Source organism: Pectobacterium jejuense (genome assembly GCF_026800125.1).
Lineage (GTDB): Bacteria > Pseudomonadota > Gammaproteobacteria > Enterobacterales > Enterobacteriaceae > Pectobacterium > Pectobacterium jejuense.
Genome location: NZ_JAPQKX010000002.1, coordinates 296,334 through 312,733 on the forward strand (window position 1 = coordinate 296,334; position 16,400 = coordinate 312,733).

Here is a 16,400-nt window from a genome sequence, read left to right on the forward strand (position 1 = left end):
CATTATGCTGTTAAATCTTGAAAACTCGAAACACCCTATGAAAATTGTCTATCTTCTTTCAGAAGAACTCAGAGGGGACCCTGAGCAAGTGGCTTTAACGCAGGCTCTGACTCTCGATCCATCAAGACCAGCCATGGGCCTGAAGGGAGCCAATGGTCTTTTTGGCTCATCCGAGTGGTGGAGTAGCATTGAACAGGGAAAAATGCGTTTACTGCACAGATCTGGCACGATCACAAGAACCTATGTGGCAGGACAAGATCCCTCTCCGGTAGATAACTGTTTCAGTTTGCTGCTGGATGATGGCTCTGTCATTGAAGAAAGCATTTATAGCCATATCGATGATGAAGATAAGAAGCTGTTCCGCCCGGGAGCCAGGGTGGATATCGTTTATGCACTTGATGAACTTAAGAGAACATCAGCCAATGGCGATAAATGTTATTCTGATATCGTGCTGGAAATAGCGATTTCTTTACAACCCATTAAATGATAACGAAATACGCTAATTAAAATAATGACACCTTTATAATATTGCACTCCCCACCTCTGGTGGGGAGCTGTTAGTCTTAAAAACTGAGCGCAGCATTACTGTAAAATACCCATTACTTTTCAAACCCATTAGGAATGAAACAAGTGAAAAAATTACTGCGAAATAGTCTGGCAATAATAACACTCCTCTCTTCAGGCTGTTCTATTATGCCAAACAACTCTTTTTTCATTCCGCCCCATGAAACCAATGACTCCCCGTGGGTACGTATCGTAGATAACACAGAACAGACGAGTATTTACCAGACGTTAAATGGCAAACGCGCTGGCGGTCTTATTCGTTCCAGTGAATGGGTTTTACAGAACACCCAGGATCGCGGAATGCCAAAAGTATCTGGAGAGAAATACAATATTGACTACTACGAAACACCATTAGTGCCTGATGTTGAAACAGCGATTATCAACGTTTATGTTGAAAGCAAATACTCATGTCTTATTACCACCCGCTTTGTTCCGGAAAAAGGCAAAAAATATCAGTTCCAGTTGGAAGCCGATACGTTGCACTACCAGTGCCGCGTACAGGCCAGCGAGATGGTGAAGGACAGTGATGGTCAGTGGAAACTTGTCCCGCTCCAGAATGTTCGCTACAGCGCGAAAGAAGGAAATGGCTGGCATCCGATGCACAGTGGAATCGGATCATAGAGATTGCAGCGAAAAAGCAGCGCGACATTATCCACTCTCGACTCAAGTCGTACGGTGGATAATGTCAGCGAAAGAGTATAACCGATGACAAATTACAGGTGACGAAAGCGGTTCTGAACGCCAAACGTATCCGAGGTGACATAGCGTTCAATGCTACGCAGGCGCTGTTCGCTGGCCTGCAAGGTCGCATCCGCCTCATTCAGCAGTTGGCTGGGTGTCCGAGCCGTCTTTTCATCCTCAAACCCCATTCCCGCCGGAGCCGGATCGAGCATAAAGGTCAGAATGATGTACGCCACGATAGTGAAAAAGAACAGGCCGAAAAACATCGACAGCACCACGATTATCCGCAGGAGCTTCACCGGCACGTCAAAATAACGCGCTAAACCAGCACAAACCCCTTTCAGCATGCCCTCTTCCGGTATGCGATATAACGTTTTACCTGACCACGTATTTTTCATTACGATTTTCTCCAGTCCGGGTGTTCTGCATCCAGAATATCTTCCAGTGCCCTGATACGCTCACGCATACGGTTGGACTCTTCCGTTAAACGTGTCAGACGTTGCATATCGTTTTGTCCCAGTTGAGCACTGTTTTTACGCTGACTGTAATGTAGCCAAAGCCATATCGGTGCCACAAACAACATGAAAATGGTCAGCGGAATGGCAAGAAACAACGCACTCATTGTGTCTCCTTAGTTATTATTCACACGCCGGTGGCTGCCGTTTTCTAACGACAGCCCATCCGATGGCGTTACGCTCTTATTACTCTGCTGGCTTAACTTTAGCCTTAAGTGCCGCCAGCTGCGCGCTGATTTCATCGTCCGCTTTCAGTTCGGCAAACTGCTGATCCAGCGATTTTTGTTTCCCCAATCCGTGGCTTTCAGCTTCCGCTTCCATCGTATCAATACGGCGTTCGAACTGATCGAAACGCGCCATCGCTTCATCCAGCTTACCGCTGTCCAACTGGCGACGCACGTCACGCGACGATGCCGCAGCCTGATGGCGTAATGTCAGCGCCTGCTGGCGAGCGCGGGTTTCGCTCAATTTATTTTCCAGCTCGCCGATTTCACGCTTCATGCGCTCCAGCGTTTCATCCACGCTTTCGGCTTCATGCTGCAACACCGCGATCAGGTCGGTCAGCTTCTGCTTTTCAATCAGCGCCGCACGGGCCAGATCGTCTTTATCTTTACGCAGCGCCAGCTCGGCTTTTTCCTGCCACTGCTCCTGCTGACCGTGCGCTTGTTCAATACGACGGGCAATCTGTTTCTTTTCTGCCAGCGCCCGCGCCGAGGTTGAACGTACTTCAACCAGCGTATCTTCCATTTCCTGAATCATCAGCCGCACCAATTTCTGCGGATCTTCAGCTTTATCCAGCAATGAATTGATATTGGCGTTCACGATGTCGGCAAAACGAGAAAAAATACCCATAATTACATCCTCTTCATGATTTCCAGCGTCTGATTACGCCTGATTTATCACCGTGACCAGCCGAGCCAGTCGCGATCTCCCTATAGGTATATCAATAAGCATGCCAACTTTTAATTAATCTTAACTATCTGAAAAATAAAGAATAGATAATTTTGACTATTTCCCCCATTCCGTTAAATTAGTCAAATGCACTAACAGTTAGTAAAAATAACACGGTGAAACATCATGCTTCAGGAAAAAGAGAACCTGCTGGGCGAAGCCAACAGCTTTCTGGAGGTACTGGAACAGGTGTCGCAGTTGGCACAGTTGAATAAACCCGTGCTGGTGATTGGCGAACGCGGTACCGGTAAAGAGCTGATCGCCAGCCGCCTGCATTACCTTTCCCCGCGTTGGCAAGGGCCGTTCGTTTCTCTCAACTGTGCGGCGCTCAACGAGAATCTGCTCGACTCCGAGCTATTTGGTCATGAAGCCGGGGCTTTTACCGGGGCGCAAAAACGCCATCTGGGACGCTTCGAACGCGCCGACGGCGGAACGCTGTTTTTGGATGAGCTGGCCACCGCGCCGATGCTGGTGCAAGAGAAATTACTGCGGGTGATCGAATACGGCATGCTGGAGCGCGTCGGCGGCAGAGATCAGCTACAGGTTGATGTACGTCTGGTGTGTGCGACTAACGACGATCTGCCTGCGCTTGCTGCTAGCGGTAAATTCCGTGCGGACCTGCTCGACCGCCTGGCCTTTGACGTTGTGCAACTCCCGCCGCTGCGTGAACGGCAACAGGACATCATGCTGCTGGCGGATAACTTTGCGATTCAGATGTGCCGCGAGTTGCATCTGCCGCTGTTTCCCGGTTTTACGCCCGCCGCGCGCGAAACGCTGCTGAATTACGACTGGCCGGGCAATATTCGTGAGCTGAAAAACGTAGTTGAACGTTCGGTGTACCGCCACGGCGACAGCGAACAGCCTCTTGATGCCATCATTCTGAATCCCTTCCGCCGCACTCCCACTGTTCAGGAAACGCCGCTACGTGCAGCAATCAATCAGCCGGATTTACCGCTGGAGATGAAACCGTGGCTGCTGGAACAGGAGAAAGGCTTGATCGATCGGGCATTGAATCAGGCAAAGTTTAACCAGCGCAAAGCCGCTGAGCTGCTGGGATTAACCTATCACCAACTGCGTGGATTGCTGAAGAAACACGATATTGCGGTAAATGAGTGACGGTCTGGAAAGAAAATGCGGGCGAATTAACGCCCGCAGAGTAAATGGATTAATGGGTTAACAGCACGCGATTACGGCTCCACACCCCATACCAACGTGCCTTTATCGTGCACGGTGATTTTATCCCAGTTGGCGTAGCTCGTGACATTAGCACCGTATGAATAGTCATTCGTTTCATTCACGTTGCTCCAGTCACCGGCGTGGATACGCACCTGCACTTCACCGGTTTCTGCACCTGGCTGGAGGGTACCAGCGCCGCTGCTGAAGGTCACCAGAACGTAGCGGTTGGCTTTATCGGTGCTGGCGGCTGGCGTTCCTGTGCTGGTCACGATGTTGTTAGGGCCAACGTTCGCCCAGTCAACAAAGAGGTTCGCGCCGGGTTTGCCATCATCGTGGAAGTAGTAACGCACTTGCAGATCGCTCAGTTTGATCGGCGTACTTCCGGTATTTTTGATGTTGACGGCCATACGAATCGCATCATCGGAAGGGTTGTTATCCACATTACGATATTGCAGCACGACGTCACCCGTTGTTCCGTTACCTGGGTTGGTCGGTTCCGTTGGCGGAGTTGGCGTATCGCCACCGCTCAGATCTGCACCTGCGCGAATCTGTTCTCTGACAAATTTGCCTGACGTCGACAGATTCTGCTCTGTCCAACCACCTGATTTGCTCGCTCCCGGTGCCAGCGCAGCGGATGCCTCGGCTTTGTCGGTAAGCGACCAGTTCACCCAGCTTACGCCGCGGTTATTCAGGAAATCGATCCAGGTCTGCGATTCTGGCAGGAACGGTCCACCGTTGCCGGACGCATCGCTGGTGCCCCACTCGCTGACGAAAATCGCCGCGCCACGGCTTTGTGCATAGTCAATGCGGTCGCGCAGGAACTGCCCGTGCGTACCCGCATAGAAATGCAGCGCGTACATCGTATTCGGATCGGGCAGCTGATTATCCGCTGCGTCGTGGATATCCTGACTCCAGGTGCCCGTACCGACGATAATCAGATTATCGGGATCTTTGCTACGGATGGTGTCAGTCACTTCCAGCGCATAAGGTCGAATCTGCCCGTTCCATGTCACGCCACCGTTTGGCTCGTTGGCGATTTCATAAATCACGTTCGGTGAGCTGCCATACAGCCCAGCCATTTCAGCAAAGAAGGTTTTTGCCTGTGCTTTATAAATATTAGGATCGTTATCCGACAAAATATGCCAGTCGATGATGATGTAAACGCCGAGGCTTTGCGCCGCCGCAACGGCCTCTTTTACCTTATTGGCGAGGGAGGGATTAGAAATATAGCCATCTGCTGCCGTGTACATGGCGACGCGGAATACGTTAATTCCCCAGTCATCACGCAGCCACTTCATCGAGTCTTTGTTGACATAGTCGCCAAACCACTGCAAACCGTGTGAACTGACCCCTCTCAACTGCACCCTTTTCCCCTGTTCATCCACCAGTCGTCCATTTTCGATGGACAGCTGACCATGTGTTTCTACCGGCGTGGCGGATAATGCTGAAAAGCTGAGTGACATCCCCAGTGCCGCTGTTACCACCCCTAACGTCAATTTCCTGACGATTTTATTCCTTCTCATCCACATATTCCTTATCTCCATTGTGAGCACCCATGATCTTGGGTACACGCATGATAAGGGAGATTTTTGTTCCCGCAAACAATTTAGGAAATATCCCAACCATATTGATTTTATTAATTATTTATAGAGAAATAGTAAGCAAGTAATGTTGTTGCAGTTGCCAAAGAGTCGGAGCCCGTTTTCATCCTCCTCCGTGGCCTCATATCCGAACCTGAATGCAGAACGCGCGGCCTTGAGCTCGCGCGTCCAGAAAGATAACGTGCTTACCATCCTGATTCAGTCACGTGGCCTTAGCGCGTTTTATCTCCCAGCGATATCCCCGACCGCCGGAAATCTAGCTGCGGCGCTCAGTACCGCCAGTACCGAAGCCGTGACGATGTTCGGATGTCGCCCAACACCGAAACGCGATCCCGGGACACCGGGCCATGCGGCTTCCACAATGGCTAACGCAACGGCATCCGCCCCAGCGCCCAGACTGCGCTCCTCATAGCTGTCGATACGCAGCGGTAACCCCAGCGCATCCACAGCAGCGGAGATCGGGCCATTCCCCTTTCCGCGGTAGTTTTGTGGCAAGCCATTGACATCAGTGAGTTCCAAATCAATGGCCTGCCCCTCGGGGTGGTCTGACAGATGATGAGCACGGTAGATAAAACCCGGTTGCTCAAGAACCGGAGAGAGGTAAGTCTGTTGGAAAATGTCCCAGATTTTCTCGCTGCTCAGTTCGGTTTCACTGGTTTCCGCCAGTGCCTGAACGATAGCGCTGAACTCCACTTGCATACGACGTGGCATGACAATGCCATGATCGCGTTGCAGCAGAAAAGCGATACCGCCCTTACCAGACTGGCTGTTAACACGCACGATACTGTCATAGGTGCGACCCAGATCCTGAGGATCGATAGGCAAGTAGGGTACGCGCCACGGCGCGTCTGAATGCTGTGCGGCAAACCCCTTGGCGATAGCGTCCTGATGCGAGCCGGAAAATGCCGTGAAAACAAGGTCACCGACATAGGGATGACGCGGATGGATAGGCAGCGCGGTACAATCTTCAGCCACGCGAGCCACAGCAGCGATATCAGAGAAATCCAGACCGGGTGAGATGCCCTGAGTGTACAAATTTAACGCCATCGTCACGACATCAAGATTTCCGCTGCGCTCGCCATTTGCAAACAGGCAACCTTCGACCCGCTGAGCACCGGCCAGCAAAGCCAGTTCCGCACAGGCGATGCCGGTGCCGCGGTCATTGTGCGGATGAACGGAGAGCACGATGTGCTCGCGCCGCTCCAGACGCTGGTGCATCCATTCGATCTGATCCGCGAAAACATTGGGCGTCGAGACTTCTACCGTTGTTGGCAGGTTGATGATCATCGGACGCTGCGGTCCCGCATCCCAGGCTCTGATGGCCGCGTTGCAGACCAGAAGGGAAACATCCAGTTCGGCCATGCAAAACGTTTCGGGTGAATACTGGAGAACCCATTCTGTTTGGGGATGCTCTGCCGTTAACTGTTTCAGCAACGCAATATGGTGCTCGACCATCTCGACGATCTGCGCCACGCTCATACCGAACACAATCTCACGCCAGGCGGGTGCGATGGCATTGTAAAAATGAACAATCACTCGTCGCGCGCCAGCCACACTGCGTACCGTTTCTTTCACCAGATCATCACGCAACTGCGTAATGACCATCGGGGTGACATCCTCGGGAATCAGGTCGGCATCAATTAAGTGGCGCACGATTTCAAAATCGGTGCGCGATGCAGAGGGAAATCCAACTTCAATCTCCTTAAAGCCGATGCGAACCAATTCCTGGAACAGATGCAGCTTACGTTCACGGTTCATGGGTTCGAAAAGCGCCTGATTGCCATCACGCAGATCCGTAGAAAGCCAGACAGGGGCGCACGTCAAAGTCCGCGATGGCCATTGGCGGTCGGCTAACTCAACAGAGGGAAAGGGGCGATATTTTTGAGACGGATCGGTCAACATAACAATCTCCAGGGAATCAATAGAACCTGATCCCCTGACTCAAGAAAAGCTGACAGTCGTCGGGATCAGGAAGAAGCAGGATGGTGCATGATGCAAACGCATGCATACCGACCCCGACCGAGAGACCATCGTCGTAACGAACATGAATAATGGCTGGACGGCAGCATGTACGAGAGGCTCAAGGTTGTCATTACGCGTCCATATTAGGTTTGCACAATTCGTCCATCTACATGAAAATAGACATTCAATTGTTTGTTTTGGACAAAGTGAATCGATATGGGTTTTTCTTCCCCTGGAGACGGTGGACACGCGCTTGACTTAAACGCAGCCGAAGCCTCAGAGCAACCTGTCACGGGTGTCGCCATTCATTACCCGCAGGGGCATGTGGTTCCTATGCACCACCATCGCAGAGGCCATCTTATTTATGCAGACAGTGGACTTGTGCAGGTGGAAGCGCCAACCGGACAATGGCTGGTCCCGCCGACATCTGCAGTATGGTTGCGTCCAGGCGTTCCCCATCGCCTGATTATTCCAGTCGCTTCACAGGCAAATGGCATCTTCGTACGCGAAGATATGTGCACGAAATTGCCCACCGCAGACTGTGTCGTGCGCGTGTCTGGGTTGGCAAGAGAATTGATATCCAGACTCACCGATGCCGACAGCCACGACAGCACGCCGCGCTATACGCAGTTGCTAGGGGAATTATTAATTGAGGAACTGCGCACAACGCCGCATCTCCCTTTTCATCTGCCCTGGCCGCAGGACATGCAGATACAGACGGTTTGCCAGACACTCATGCGCGACCCAGGTGATATCGCGACAGCAGACGACTGGGCTGGAAAGTTGGCGATTAGCGGAAAAACCTTTCATCGCCGCTTTCTGAAAAGCACAGGGATGACGTTCGGCAAGTGGCGTCAACAGCTGCGCCTGATGTCATCATTAACCCTGCTGGTGCAAGGTGCCCCCATCACACAGGTCGCGCTGAGCAGCGGTTACGACAGTCACAGTGCCTATACGACGGCATTCAGAAAACAGTTCGGGCAGTCACCCTCGGCATTTATGGGTGACAGACGGCGAAACACATAACGCCGTCGCAGGAAGGATTGGGAACAAAAAAAAAGCCAGCGCGTCGGCTGGCTAAAATAATACTGGAAGCAATGTGAGCAATGTCGTGCTCTCCTTCAGTGCCTGCGAGAAGCCACCGTCGAAGTGCGAAAATGATGATAATAGTTATCAGTATCATCTGTAAAGCACTTTGTTGAGAATTTTTCTCATTACCATACTGACTATAGGGTTCCTGCCGGCCCATCGCCGTCGATTACAGGCTTAGTGCCCTATCGGGTTAAACAGTCGATGACTGTAGAAATCCGGGATCGCCTCAATCAGGCGTAGCTGGCTTAACGCGGGATGTAGCGGATTAATCAATGCATTACGCATGCTGCCAAATGGTTTAACCGCGCTGGTCGGTACCCAAATTACCAGCGACTGCCCAGCGTTCAGGCAGCGCGATCCCAGTGCCTGCACGTCCGGCATAAAGGGATAGCGATGCCAGTCTTCAGGCAGCATGTCTAACGTGATGGATTCTTGCGGGACATCGTCTGGCAGTTCATACACGCCCAAACGATAGCTGGCGGGCAGCAACTGCGGCGAAGGAAGATAATTCCCCATTTCCAACATCGCGACGGCGGGCGTTTCACTGAAATATAGCACCGGCGTATTGGGCTGATTGAAACGCGCACCGTGCTGGAAACTTACGCCCGTTTGACCTGAAAACGCCTCCAGCCAGACCGCTTTAGTAATGCGGTAAAGCCTCATATAAATTCGCCGTATTCAATACGATTCAAGGCGTTATCAACCAGCTGACGCCCTTTGTGCGTATCCAGCATTTCCGCCGGCGTTTTCCCGCCAAAGGCTGGAATGCCGCTCTCCATCCACAGCTGCGCCTTCGCTTCATCTTCAAACGTCGTCATGGCTTTCAGCCACAGGCGAAACGTCTCCAGCGCGGCCTCCCCCTGCTCCAGCGTTAAATGCTTACGGCGGAATAAACGGGAGATATTAGACGGGTCGACGGACAGCGCCGAACCAATCAGCTTGCGGCTTAGCCCACTGGCATCCGCCCCGCGTTTCAACATCGCGCCGGAAATCCCACCGCGCACGACATTAACGAACATTAACGGGTCATGGAAAACACCATCAGGCAACTCGGCTTCACGAGCAAAGTTTTCAACTTTAAGACTGATTTCTGCATTCATAGTTATTTCCTCGTCATTATGACTTAACTATAGCATTCATTATGACGTTTTCAATCATTCGTCTGGTGGCTCAAACGGTTGGAAAGTCGCCAGACGCACATAACAAGAGTGGGGAGGATGCCAAGAGTGCGATACACTCTGTATATAACCGTCTTGACTGAAAAATCCCGTATGTTCGGAAAAACCTGTTTCGCACTGGCACTCACCTGGCTGGCTTTGCCTGCACTGGCCGCACCACCGTCCGTGCTAACGCCGCCTGCTCCGCTGGAAAATATTCGCCAGAGCGGCTTTGTCTATTGCGTCAATGATGTCCTGAACACGTTTAACCCGCAGATGGCGCGCAGCGGCGTCACGATTGATACGCTGGCGGCGCAGCTTTACGATCGCCTGCTGGATGTCGATCCTTACACCTATCGTCTGATGCCAGAGCTGGCTCAGCGCTGGGAAGTCTTGGACAACGGTTCGACATACCGTTTCTACCTGCGCCGCGATGTGCCATTTCAGCACACCGCCTGGTTCAACCCAACCCGCAATATGAACGCCGACGACGTGATATTCAGCTTCCAGCGCATGCTGGACGAAAAACATCCGTATCATGATGTCAACGGCGGTGAATATCCCTATTTCGACAGCCTGCAATTCGCCGATTCGGTGCAAAGCATCCGCAAGCTAGGCGAATACAGCATTGAGATCCGGCTCAACAGCCCAGACGCCTCTTTTCTCTGGCATCTGGCCACGCACTACGCGCCGATTCTGTCCGCGGAATACGCACAGCGTCTGGCGAAAGAGGACAAAAAGGAGCTGCTGGATCGCGAACCGGTCGGCACCGGCCCTTATCTGCTCGATGAATACCGCAACGGGCAATATATCCGACTGACGCGCAACGGCGATTATTGGCGCGGCCTGCCACGCATGCGGCAGGTGGTTGTCGATCTCGGCTCCGGCGGGACGGGTCGCTTATCCAAGCTGCTGACCGGTGAATGTGATGTCCTCGCCTATCCAGCAGCCAGCCAGTTGACGATTCTGCGTAACGATCCGCGTCTGCGTCTCTCACTGCGTCCCGGCATGAACGTCGCCTATCTGGCATTCAACGTGCGTAAACCGCCGTTGGACGACCGCCGCGTACGGGAAGCCATCGCGCTGGCGATCAATAACGACAGGCTGATGCAGTCGATCTATTACGGCACAGCAGAAACGGCGGCGTCTATTCTGCCCCGCGCGTCGTGGGCGTACGACAATGAATCGCAGATTACGGAATATAACCCGCAGAAAGCGCGACAAATCTTGCAGGAACTGGAGCTGACGAACCTGAACCTGCGCCTGTGGGTGCCCAGCGCCTCACAGTCCTACAACCCCAGCCCGTTGAAAACGGCAGAGCTGATACAGGCCGATCTGGCGCAAATTGGCGTCACCGTGACCATCGTTCCGGTGGAAGGCCGTTTTCAGGAAGCGCGACTGATGGAGCTCAGCCACGATTTAACGCTGGCAGGCTGGGCAACGGACAGTAACGACCCGGACAGCTTTTTTCGACCGCTGTTAAGCTGCGCGGCAATTCGCTCCCAGAGTAACTACGCGCACTGGTGCGATCCCACTTTTGATGAAGTGCTGCAAAACGCGCTCTCGTCACAGCAGCTTTCTAAGCGGATTGACTATTATCAGCAGGCACAGCGCATTCTGGCGGAACAGTTACCCGTTCTGCCGCTGGCGTCGTCATTACGACTGCTGGCCTACCGCTATGACATGAAAGGGCTGGTATTGAGTCCCTTCGGCAATGCCTCATTCGCGGGCGTCTTCCGCGAGGATCAACAGGCGCAGCAGAAGCCTTCTGCACCGGACACCGTGGAGGAAGCACAGCCGTGATTATCTTTACCTTGCGACGTCTGGTGTTACTGATAGTGACCTTGTCACTGCTGACGCTGGTTGGCTTTAGCCTCAGTTACTACACGCCCAACGCCCCGCTCAATGGCGCAGCGCTGTTTGATGCCTACCACTTTTACCTCACCAGCCTGCTTCAGGGAGATTTCGGACGCTCCAGCATTAACGGACAGGCCATCAGCGAGCTGCTGAAAGAAGTGTTCCCGGCCACGATCGAGCTCTGTCTCTTGGCATTTGCGCTTTCGCTGCTGGTCGGTATTCCACTGGGGATTACCGCTGGCGTAATGCAGAATCGCGGCGCGGACATTGTGATCAGCACGCTGGCGCTTATCGGTTTTTCCTTGCCAGTGTTTTGGCTGGCGCTACTGCTGACGCTCTTCTTCTCGCTGCACCTCGGCTGGCTGCCGGTTTCAGGCCGCTTCGACCTGCTCTATCAGGTGAAAACCGTCACCGGATTTGCACTGATTGATGCGTGGCTGTCAGATTCACCCCATCGCGGTGAAATGATCGTCAGCGCTATCCGCCATCTGATTCTGCCGATTACCGTGCTGGCCGTCGGGCCGACCACCGAAGTGATCCGCCTGATGCGCGTCAGCACCACGGAAATTATCAGCAAAAACTACATAAAAGCGGCAGCGACTCGCGGACTGTCGCGTTTTACGATCATTCGCCGCCACCTGATTCACAACGCACTGCCGCCGATTATTCCCAAACTGGGATTACAATTTTCCACGATGCTGACGCTGACGATGATTACCGAAGTGGTCTTTAACTGGCCGGGTATCGGTCGCTGGCTGGTGAATGCCATTCGTCAGCAGGACTTCGCTGCCATTTCTGCGGGCGTGATGGTGGTCGGCGCAATGGTCATCACGGTCAACATCCTGTCCGATATTTGGGGCGCCATGGCAAATCCGTTGAAACACAAGGAATGGTATGCCCTACGATAACGTTTATAGCGAAAAGCGGCTGCCTAGCCGACTAGGCGATACCTGGCGGGCATTCCATCAGGACATGCTGGCGATGATCGGGCTATACGGCTTTCTGATCTTGATCGGCCTGTGCCTGTTCGGCAAATTTCTCGCACCTTATGAAGTTGACCAGCAATTTTTAGGCTACCAACTGCTGCCCCCTTCCTGGTCGCACTACGGTGAAGTCTCGTTCTTTCTCGGCACCGACGATTTAGGCCGCGACCAGCTAAGCCGCTTGCTGAGCGGTGCAGCGCCGACCGTCGGCGCGTCGCTCATCGTCACCTACGCGGCAGCGCTGTGCGGCATCGTACTGGGCGTCTTTGCGGGCGTTACCCGCGGGCTGCGCTCGGCGATGCTCAACCATATTCTGGATACGCTGCTGTCCATTCCGTCGCTGCTGCTGGCGATTGTGGTCATCGCCTTTATCGGTCCCAAGCTCGAACACGCGATGCTCGCTGTTTGGCTGGCGCTGCTGCCACGCATGGTGCGTACTATCTACAACGCCGTACACGATGAAATGGATAAAGAGTACGTGATCGCCGCTCGTCTCGACGGCGCTTCCACGTTTTATCTGGTGTGGTACGTCGTGCTGCCAAATATCGCTGCGCTGCTGGTCTCCGAATTTACCCGCGCGCTGTCGATTGCCATTCTGGATATCGCCGCGCTGGGCTTTCTCGATTTGGGCGCGCAGTTGCCGACGACCGAATGGGGCGCCCTGCTTGGCAACTCGCTGGAGCTGGTTTATGCCGCACCGTGGACCGTGATGCTGCCCGGTGCGGCTATCGCGCTGAGCGTGTTAATCGTCAACCTGCTGGGCGACGGCATCCGCCGTGCGCTCGTCGCGGAAACGGAATAAGAGGCGACGACTCCCTATGCCATTACTTGATATCCGTAACCTGACGATTGAATTTCTGACCGCCGACGGCGCGGTAAAAGCCGTCGACCGCGTCAGTATGACGCTGAGCGAAGGTGAGATTCGCGGGCTGGTGGGCGAATCCGGCTCAGGTAAAAGCCTGATCGCCAAAGCCATCTGCGGGATCACCAAAGAGAACTGGCGCGTGACCGCCGATCGCTTCCGCTTCGATGACATCGACCTGCTGCAACTGTCGTCGCGCGAGCGGCGTAAGCTGGTCGGCCATAACGTCTCCATGATTTTTCAGGAGCCGCAATCCTGTCTCGATCCCTCCGAAAGTGTGGGCCGTCAACTGGTACAAGCGATTCCCGGCTGGACGTATAAAGGCCGCTGGTGGCAGCGGTTTAACTGGCGCAAACGTCGCGCGATCGAACTGCTGCACCGCGTCGGGATTAAAGATCATAAAGACATCATGGGCAGCTATCCCTATGAGCTGAGCGACGGCGAGTGTCAGAAGGTGATGATTGCCATCGCGCTGGCGAACCAACCGCGCCTGCTAATTGCCGACGAGCCGACCAACGCGATGGAATCCACCACGCAGGCACAGATTTTCCGCCTGCTGTCGCGCCTGAACCAAAACAATAACACCACGATTCTGCTCATCAGCCATGACCTGCAAACCATGAGCAAATGGGCCGACCGAATCAACGTGCTCTATTGCGGGCAAACGGTGGAGAGCGCCACCTGTGAAGATTTGATCACCGCGCCGCACCATCCTTATACGCAGGCACTGATTCGCGCAATGCCCGATTTCGGTCGTTCTCTGCCGCACAAAAGCCGACTGAACACTCTGAACGGGGCGATTCCGTCGTTAGAGCACCTGCCGATTGGCTGCCGGCTCGGCCCACGCTGCCCGTATTCACAAAAACAGTGTATGCAAACGCCGCCGCTGCTCTCCGTTAAGAACCACTTATATGCCTGCCACTTCCCGCTCAACATGGAGGAACCGTGATGGTTGAGATGCTGCTTGAAGCCCGCAACCTGACCAAGACGTTCCGCTATCGGACCGGGCTGTTCCGTCGTCAGCATGTTGAGGCGGTGAAATCCGTCAGCTTTACGCTGCGTGAACGGCAAACGCTCGCCATCATCGGCGAGAACGGATCGGGGAAATCAACGCTGGCTAAAATGCTGTCGGGCATGATCGCGCCGACGTCCGGCGAGCTGGTTATCGACGATCATCCACTGCACTACGGCGATTACCGCTACCGCAGCCAGCGCATCCGCATGATCTTTCAGGATGCGAGCAATGCGCTCAATCCACGCCAGCGCATCGGGCAACTGCTGGATGTCCCGCTGCGGCTGAATACCGATCTCAGCGCCGAAGCACGCGAGAGAGCGATTAATCAGGCGCTGCATCAGGTTGGGCTACGTCCCGATCACGCCTATTACTATCCGCATGCGCTCGCGCCGGGGCAAAAACAGCGCGTCGGTCTGGCACGGGCGCTAATCCTGCAACCGAAAGTGATTGTCGCCGATGAGGCGTTGGCGTCACTGGATATGTCTATGCGGTCACAGATTATCAATCTGATGCTGGAGTTACAGGAAAAGCACGGTATCTCTTATATTTACGTGACGCAGCATCTGGGCATGATGAAGCACATCAGCGACCAGATTCTGGTGATGCAGGCTGGCGAAGTGGTCGAACGCGGCAGTACCGCCGATGTGTTGTCCGCCCCGCTCCATGACCTGACGAAACGTTTGATTGCCAGCCACTTCGGCGAAGCGCTCAGTGCCGACGCCTGGCGACGCGACGGCGCACAACGTTAATCTCCGCGCACTGCGGCAGCATCCCCGCGACAGCCACAGGGCTGTGGAAAAAGGCGGATACTGCTCGGAGTACCCCTACCGTCCCCAACATGGTAGAATTGCGCGGTTTATTCATCTCGGTCGCCACTTGCCACGTATGTTTACGGGTACAGAGGTGGCGATCGCAGCAACAATGATCACAAGGATTACTGCTATGGGTTTTCTTACCGGTAAGCGCATTCTGGTAACAGGTGTTGCCAGCAACCGTTCTATTGCCTACGGTATTGCACAAGCAATGCAGCGCGAAGGTGCCGAACTGGCCTTCACGTATCAGAACGACAAATTGAAAGCACGCGTTGAAGGCTTTGCCAGCGAACTGGGTTCCAGCATCGTTCTGCCGTGTGATGTCGCTGAAGATGCCAGCATCGAAGCACTGTTTACCGAACTGGCTAACGTATGGCCGAACTTTGATGGCTTCGTGCACTCCATTGCTTACGCACCAGGCGACCAACTGGACGGTGACTACGTTGATGCCGTTACCCGTGAAGGCTTCAGCATTTCTCACGATATCAGCTCTTACAGCTTCGTCGCGATGGCGAAAGCCTGCCGTAAGATGCTGAACCCGAACTCTGCGCTGGTTACCCTGTCCTACCTGGGTGCTGAGCGTGCCATCCCTAACTACAACGTTATGGGTCTGGCAAAAGCGTCTCTGGAAGCAAACGTACGTTACATGGCGAACGCCATGGGTGCTCAGGGCGTGCGCGTCAACGCCATCTCTGCGGGCCCGATTCGTACACTGGCTGCATCCGGCATCAAAGACTTCAAGAAAATGCTGTCGCATTGCGAAGCCGTTACGCCAATCCGCCGTGTCGTTACCATTGAAGACGTGGGCAACTCTGCTGCGTTCCTGTGTTCCGATCTGGCAGCCGGTATCTCCGGTGAAGTCCTGCACGTTGACGGCGGTTTCAGCATCGCTGCAATGAACGAGCTGGAACTGAAGTAAGTCATCAAAAGTAGCCTATCTCGGATAGGCTACTTCTCACCTACAACGTACATAATTCCCCTCTTATCTTCCTGAATTGCTGTTCAAGAAAAATCTCCTGTCACTCAAGCTATTGATGGCAAGCTCAATTTCATCAGTTACATTTAATATAATCATTTCAATTGAAATGATTGAATAATAAATCAAGAAATTTAAAACTATTCATTTAATAATTTATTTCATTGCTAGTTAATTATTTTCAATAATAAAATTA

At 53.4% G+C, this 16,400-nt stretch carries 17 protein-coding genes; 10 read left to right on the plus strand and 7 right to left on the minus strand.

The window, feature by feature from the left end; all coding sequences use genetic code 11:
* The first annotated feature begins 4 nt into the window (after positions 1-4).
* Both NXT09_RS04795 and NXT09_RS04800 read left to right on the plus strand, forming a co-directional pair.
* Positions 5-487, plus strand: coding sequence for an immunity protein RhsI2 family protein (locus tag NXT09_RS04795; protein WP_174877840.1), 483 nt, complete (start codon positions 5-7; stop codon positions 485-487).
* A gap of 143 nt (positions 488-630) precedes the next feature.
* Entirely contained in the window at positions 631-1,185 is a 555-nt protein-coding gene (locus NXT09_RS04800) for a hypothetical protein (RefSeq protein WP_268579052.1), read from the plus strand.
* Between the two features lie 92 nt (positions 1,186-1,277).
* Here NXT09_RS04800 and pspC read toward each other — a convergent pair whose 3' ends face one another.
* The 3 genes from pspC to pspA all read right to left on the minus strand — a co-directional run bounded on the left by pspC (position 1,278) and on the right by pspA (position 2,612).
* Positions 1,278-1,643: an envelope stress response membrane protein PspC gene (gene pspC, locus NXT09_RS04805; RefSeq protein WP_015840550.1), complete on the minus strand. Its 366-nt coding sequence runs from the start codon at positions 1,641-1,643 to the stop codon at positions 1,278-1,280.
* Positions 1,643-1,867 carry an envelope stress response membrane protein PspB gene (pspB, locus tag NXT09_RS04810; protein ID WP_010276759.1) on the minus strand — a complete coding sequence of 75 codons (225 nt, stop codon included), beginning with the start codon at positions 1,865-1,867 and terminating at the stop codon, positions 1,643-1,645. Before pspB ends, pspC begins: the two co-directional genes overlap by 1 nt.
* 79 nt (positions 1,868-1,946) lie before the next feature.
* Positions 1,947-2,612: a phage shock protein PspA gene (gene pspA, locus NXT09_RS04815; protein WP_010295838.1), complete on the minus strand. Its 666-nt coding sequence runs from the start codon at positions 2,610-2,612 to the stop codon at positions 1,947-1,949.
* Between the two features lie 225 nt (positions 2,613-2,837).
* Between pspA and pspF the strand changes: the two genes are divergently transcribed.
* Positions 2,838-3,827, plus strand: a complete 990-nt coding sequence (gene pspF, locus NXT09_RS04820; RefSeq protein ID WP_268579053.1) for a phage shock protein operon transcriptional activator — start codon at positions 2,838-2,840, stop codon at positions 3,825-3,827.
* 71 nt (positions 3,828-3,898) lie between these two features.
* Here the strand turns inward: pspF and NXT09_RS04825 are convergent, their stop codons facing one another.
* The gene (locus tag NXT09_RS04825) at positions 3,899-5,416 is read right to left on the minus strand and encodes a cellulase family glycosylhydrolase (protein WP_268579054.1); all 1,518 of its coding nucleotides are present in this window, start codon (positions 5,414-5,416) and stop codon (positions 3,899-3,901) included.
* 294 nt (positions 5,417-5,710) lie between these two features.
* Positions 5,711-7,390, minus strand: a complete 1,680-nt coding sequence (locus NXT09_RS04830) for a 2-isopropylmalate synthase (protein WP_268579055.1) — start codon at positions 7,388-7,390, stop codon at positions 5,711-5,713.
* A 276-nt stretch (positions 7,391-7,666) separates the two neighbouring features.
* Here NXT09_RS04830 and NXT09_RS04835 point away from each other — a divergent pair, with 276 nt between their 5' ends.
* Complete coding sequence (locus NXT09_RS04835; RefSeq protein WP_240585522.1) at positions 7,667-8,476, plus strand: AraC family transcriptional regulator; 810 nt, start codon at positions 7,667-7,669, stop codon at positions 8,474-8,476.
* Positions 8,477-8,716: 240 nt separating this feature from the next.
* On the opposite strand, the gene NXT09_RS04840 is transcribed toward NXT09_RS04835, so the two are convergent.
* Complete coding sequence (locus NXT09_RS04840) at positions 8,717-9,205, minus strand: RES family NAD+ phosphorylase (RefSeq protein WP_095994746.1); 489 nt, start codon at positions 9,203-9,205, stop codon at positions 8,717-8,719.
* A complete protein-coding gene (locus NXT09_RS04845) occupies positions 9,202-9,642 on the minus strand; it encodes an Xre family toxin-antitoxin system antitoxin (RefSeq protein ID WP_010276743.1) in 441 nt (146 codons plus the stop codon). The genes NXT09_RS04840 and NXT09_RS04845 overlap by 4 nt, the downstream gene beginning before the upstream one ends.
* 171 nt (positions 9,643-9,813) lie before the next feature.
* Here NXT09_RS04845 and sapA point away from each other — a divergent pair, with 171 nt between their 5' ends.
* The 6 genes from sapA to fabI all read left to right on the plus strand — a co-directional run bounded on the left by sapA (position 9,814) and on the right by fabI (position 16,147).
* Positions 9,814-11,502, plus strand: coding sequence for an ABC transporter substrate-binding protein SapA (gene sapA, locus NXT09_RS04850; protein WP_268579056.1), 1,689 nt, complete (start codon positions 9,814-9,816; stop codon positions 11,500-11,502).
* Positions 11,499-12,464: a putrescine export ABC transporter permease SapB gene (gene sapB, locus NXT09_RS04855; protein ID WP_014915699.1), complete on the plus strand. Its 966-nt coding sequence runs from the start codon at positions 11,499-11,501 to the stop codon at positions 12,462-12,464. The genes sapA and sapB overlap by 4 nt, the downstream gene beginning before the upstream one ends.
* Positions 12,451-13,341 (plus strand): putrescine export ABC transporter permease SapC, encoded by an 891-nt coding sequence (gene sapC, locus NXT09_RS04860; RefSeq protein ID WP_040043321.1) that lies wholly within the window; start codon positions 12,451-12,453, stop codon positions 13,339-13,341. Before sapB ends, sapC begins: the two co-directional genes overlap by 14 nt.
* A 16-nt stretch (positions 13,342-13,357) precedes the next feature.
* Positions 13,358-14,350 carry a putrescine export ABC transporter ATP-binding protein SapD gene (gene sapD / locus NXT09_RS04865; protein ID WP_095994748.1) on the plus strand — a complete coding sequence of 331 codons (993 nt, stop codon included), beginning with the start codon at positions 13,358-13,360 and terminating at the stop codon, positions 14,348-14,350.
* On the plus strand, positions 14,350-15,165 hold the full coding sequence (sapF, locus tag NXT09_RS04870) for a putrescine export ABC transporter ATP-binding protein SapF (protein WP_010276730.1): 816 nt from the start codon (positions 14,350-14,352) through the stop codon (positions 15,163-15,165). The genes sapD and sapF overlap by 1 nt, the downstream gene beginning before the upstream one ends.
* A gap of 193 nt (positions 15,166-15,358) precedes the next feature.
* A complete protein-coding gene (gene fabI / locus NXT09_RS04875) occupies positions 15,359-16,147 on the plus strand; it encodes an enoyl-ACP reductase FabI (RefSeq protein WP_010276729.1) in 789 nt (262 codons plus the stop codon).
* Positions 16,148-16,400 lie beyond the last annotated feature (253 nt).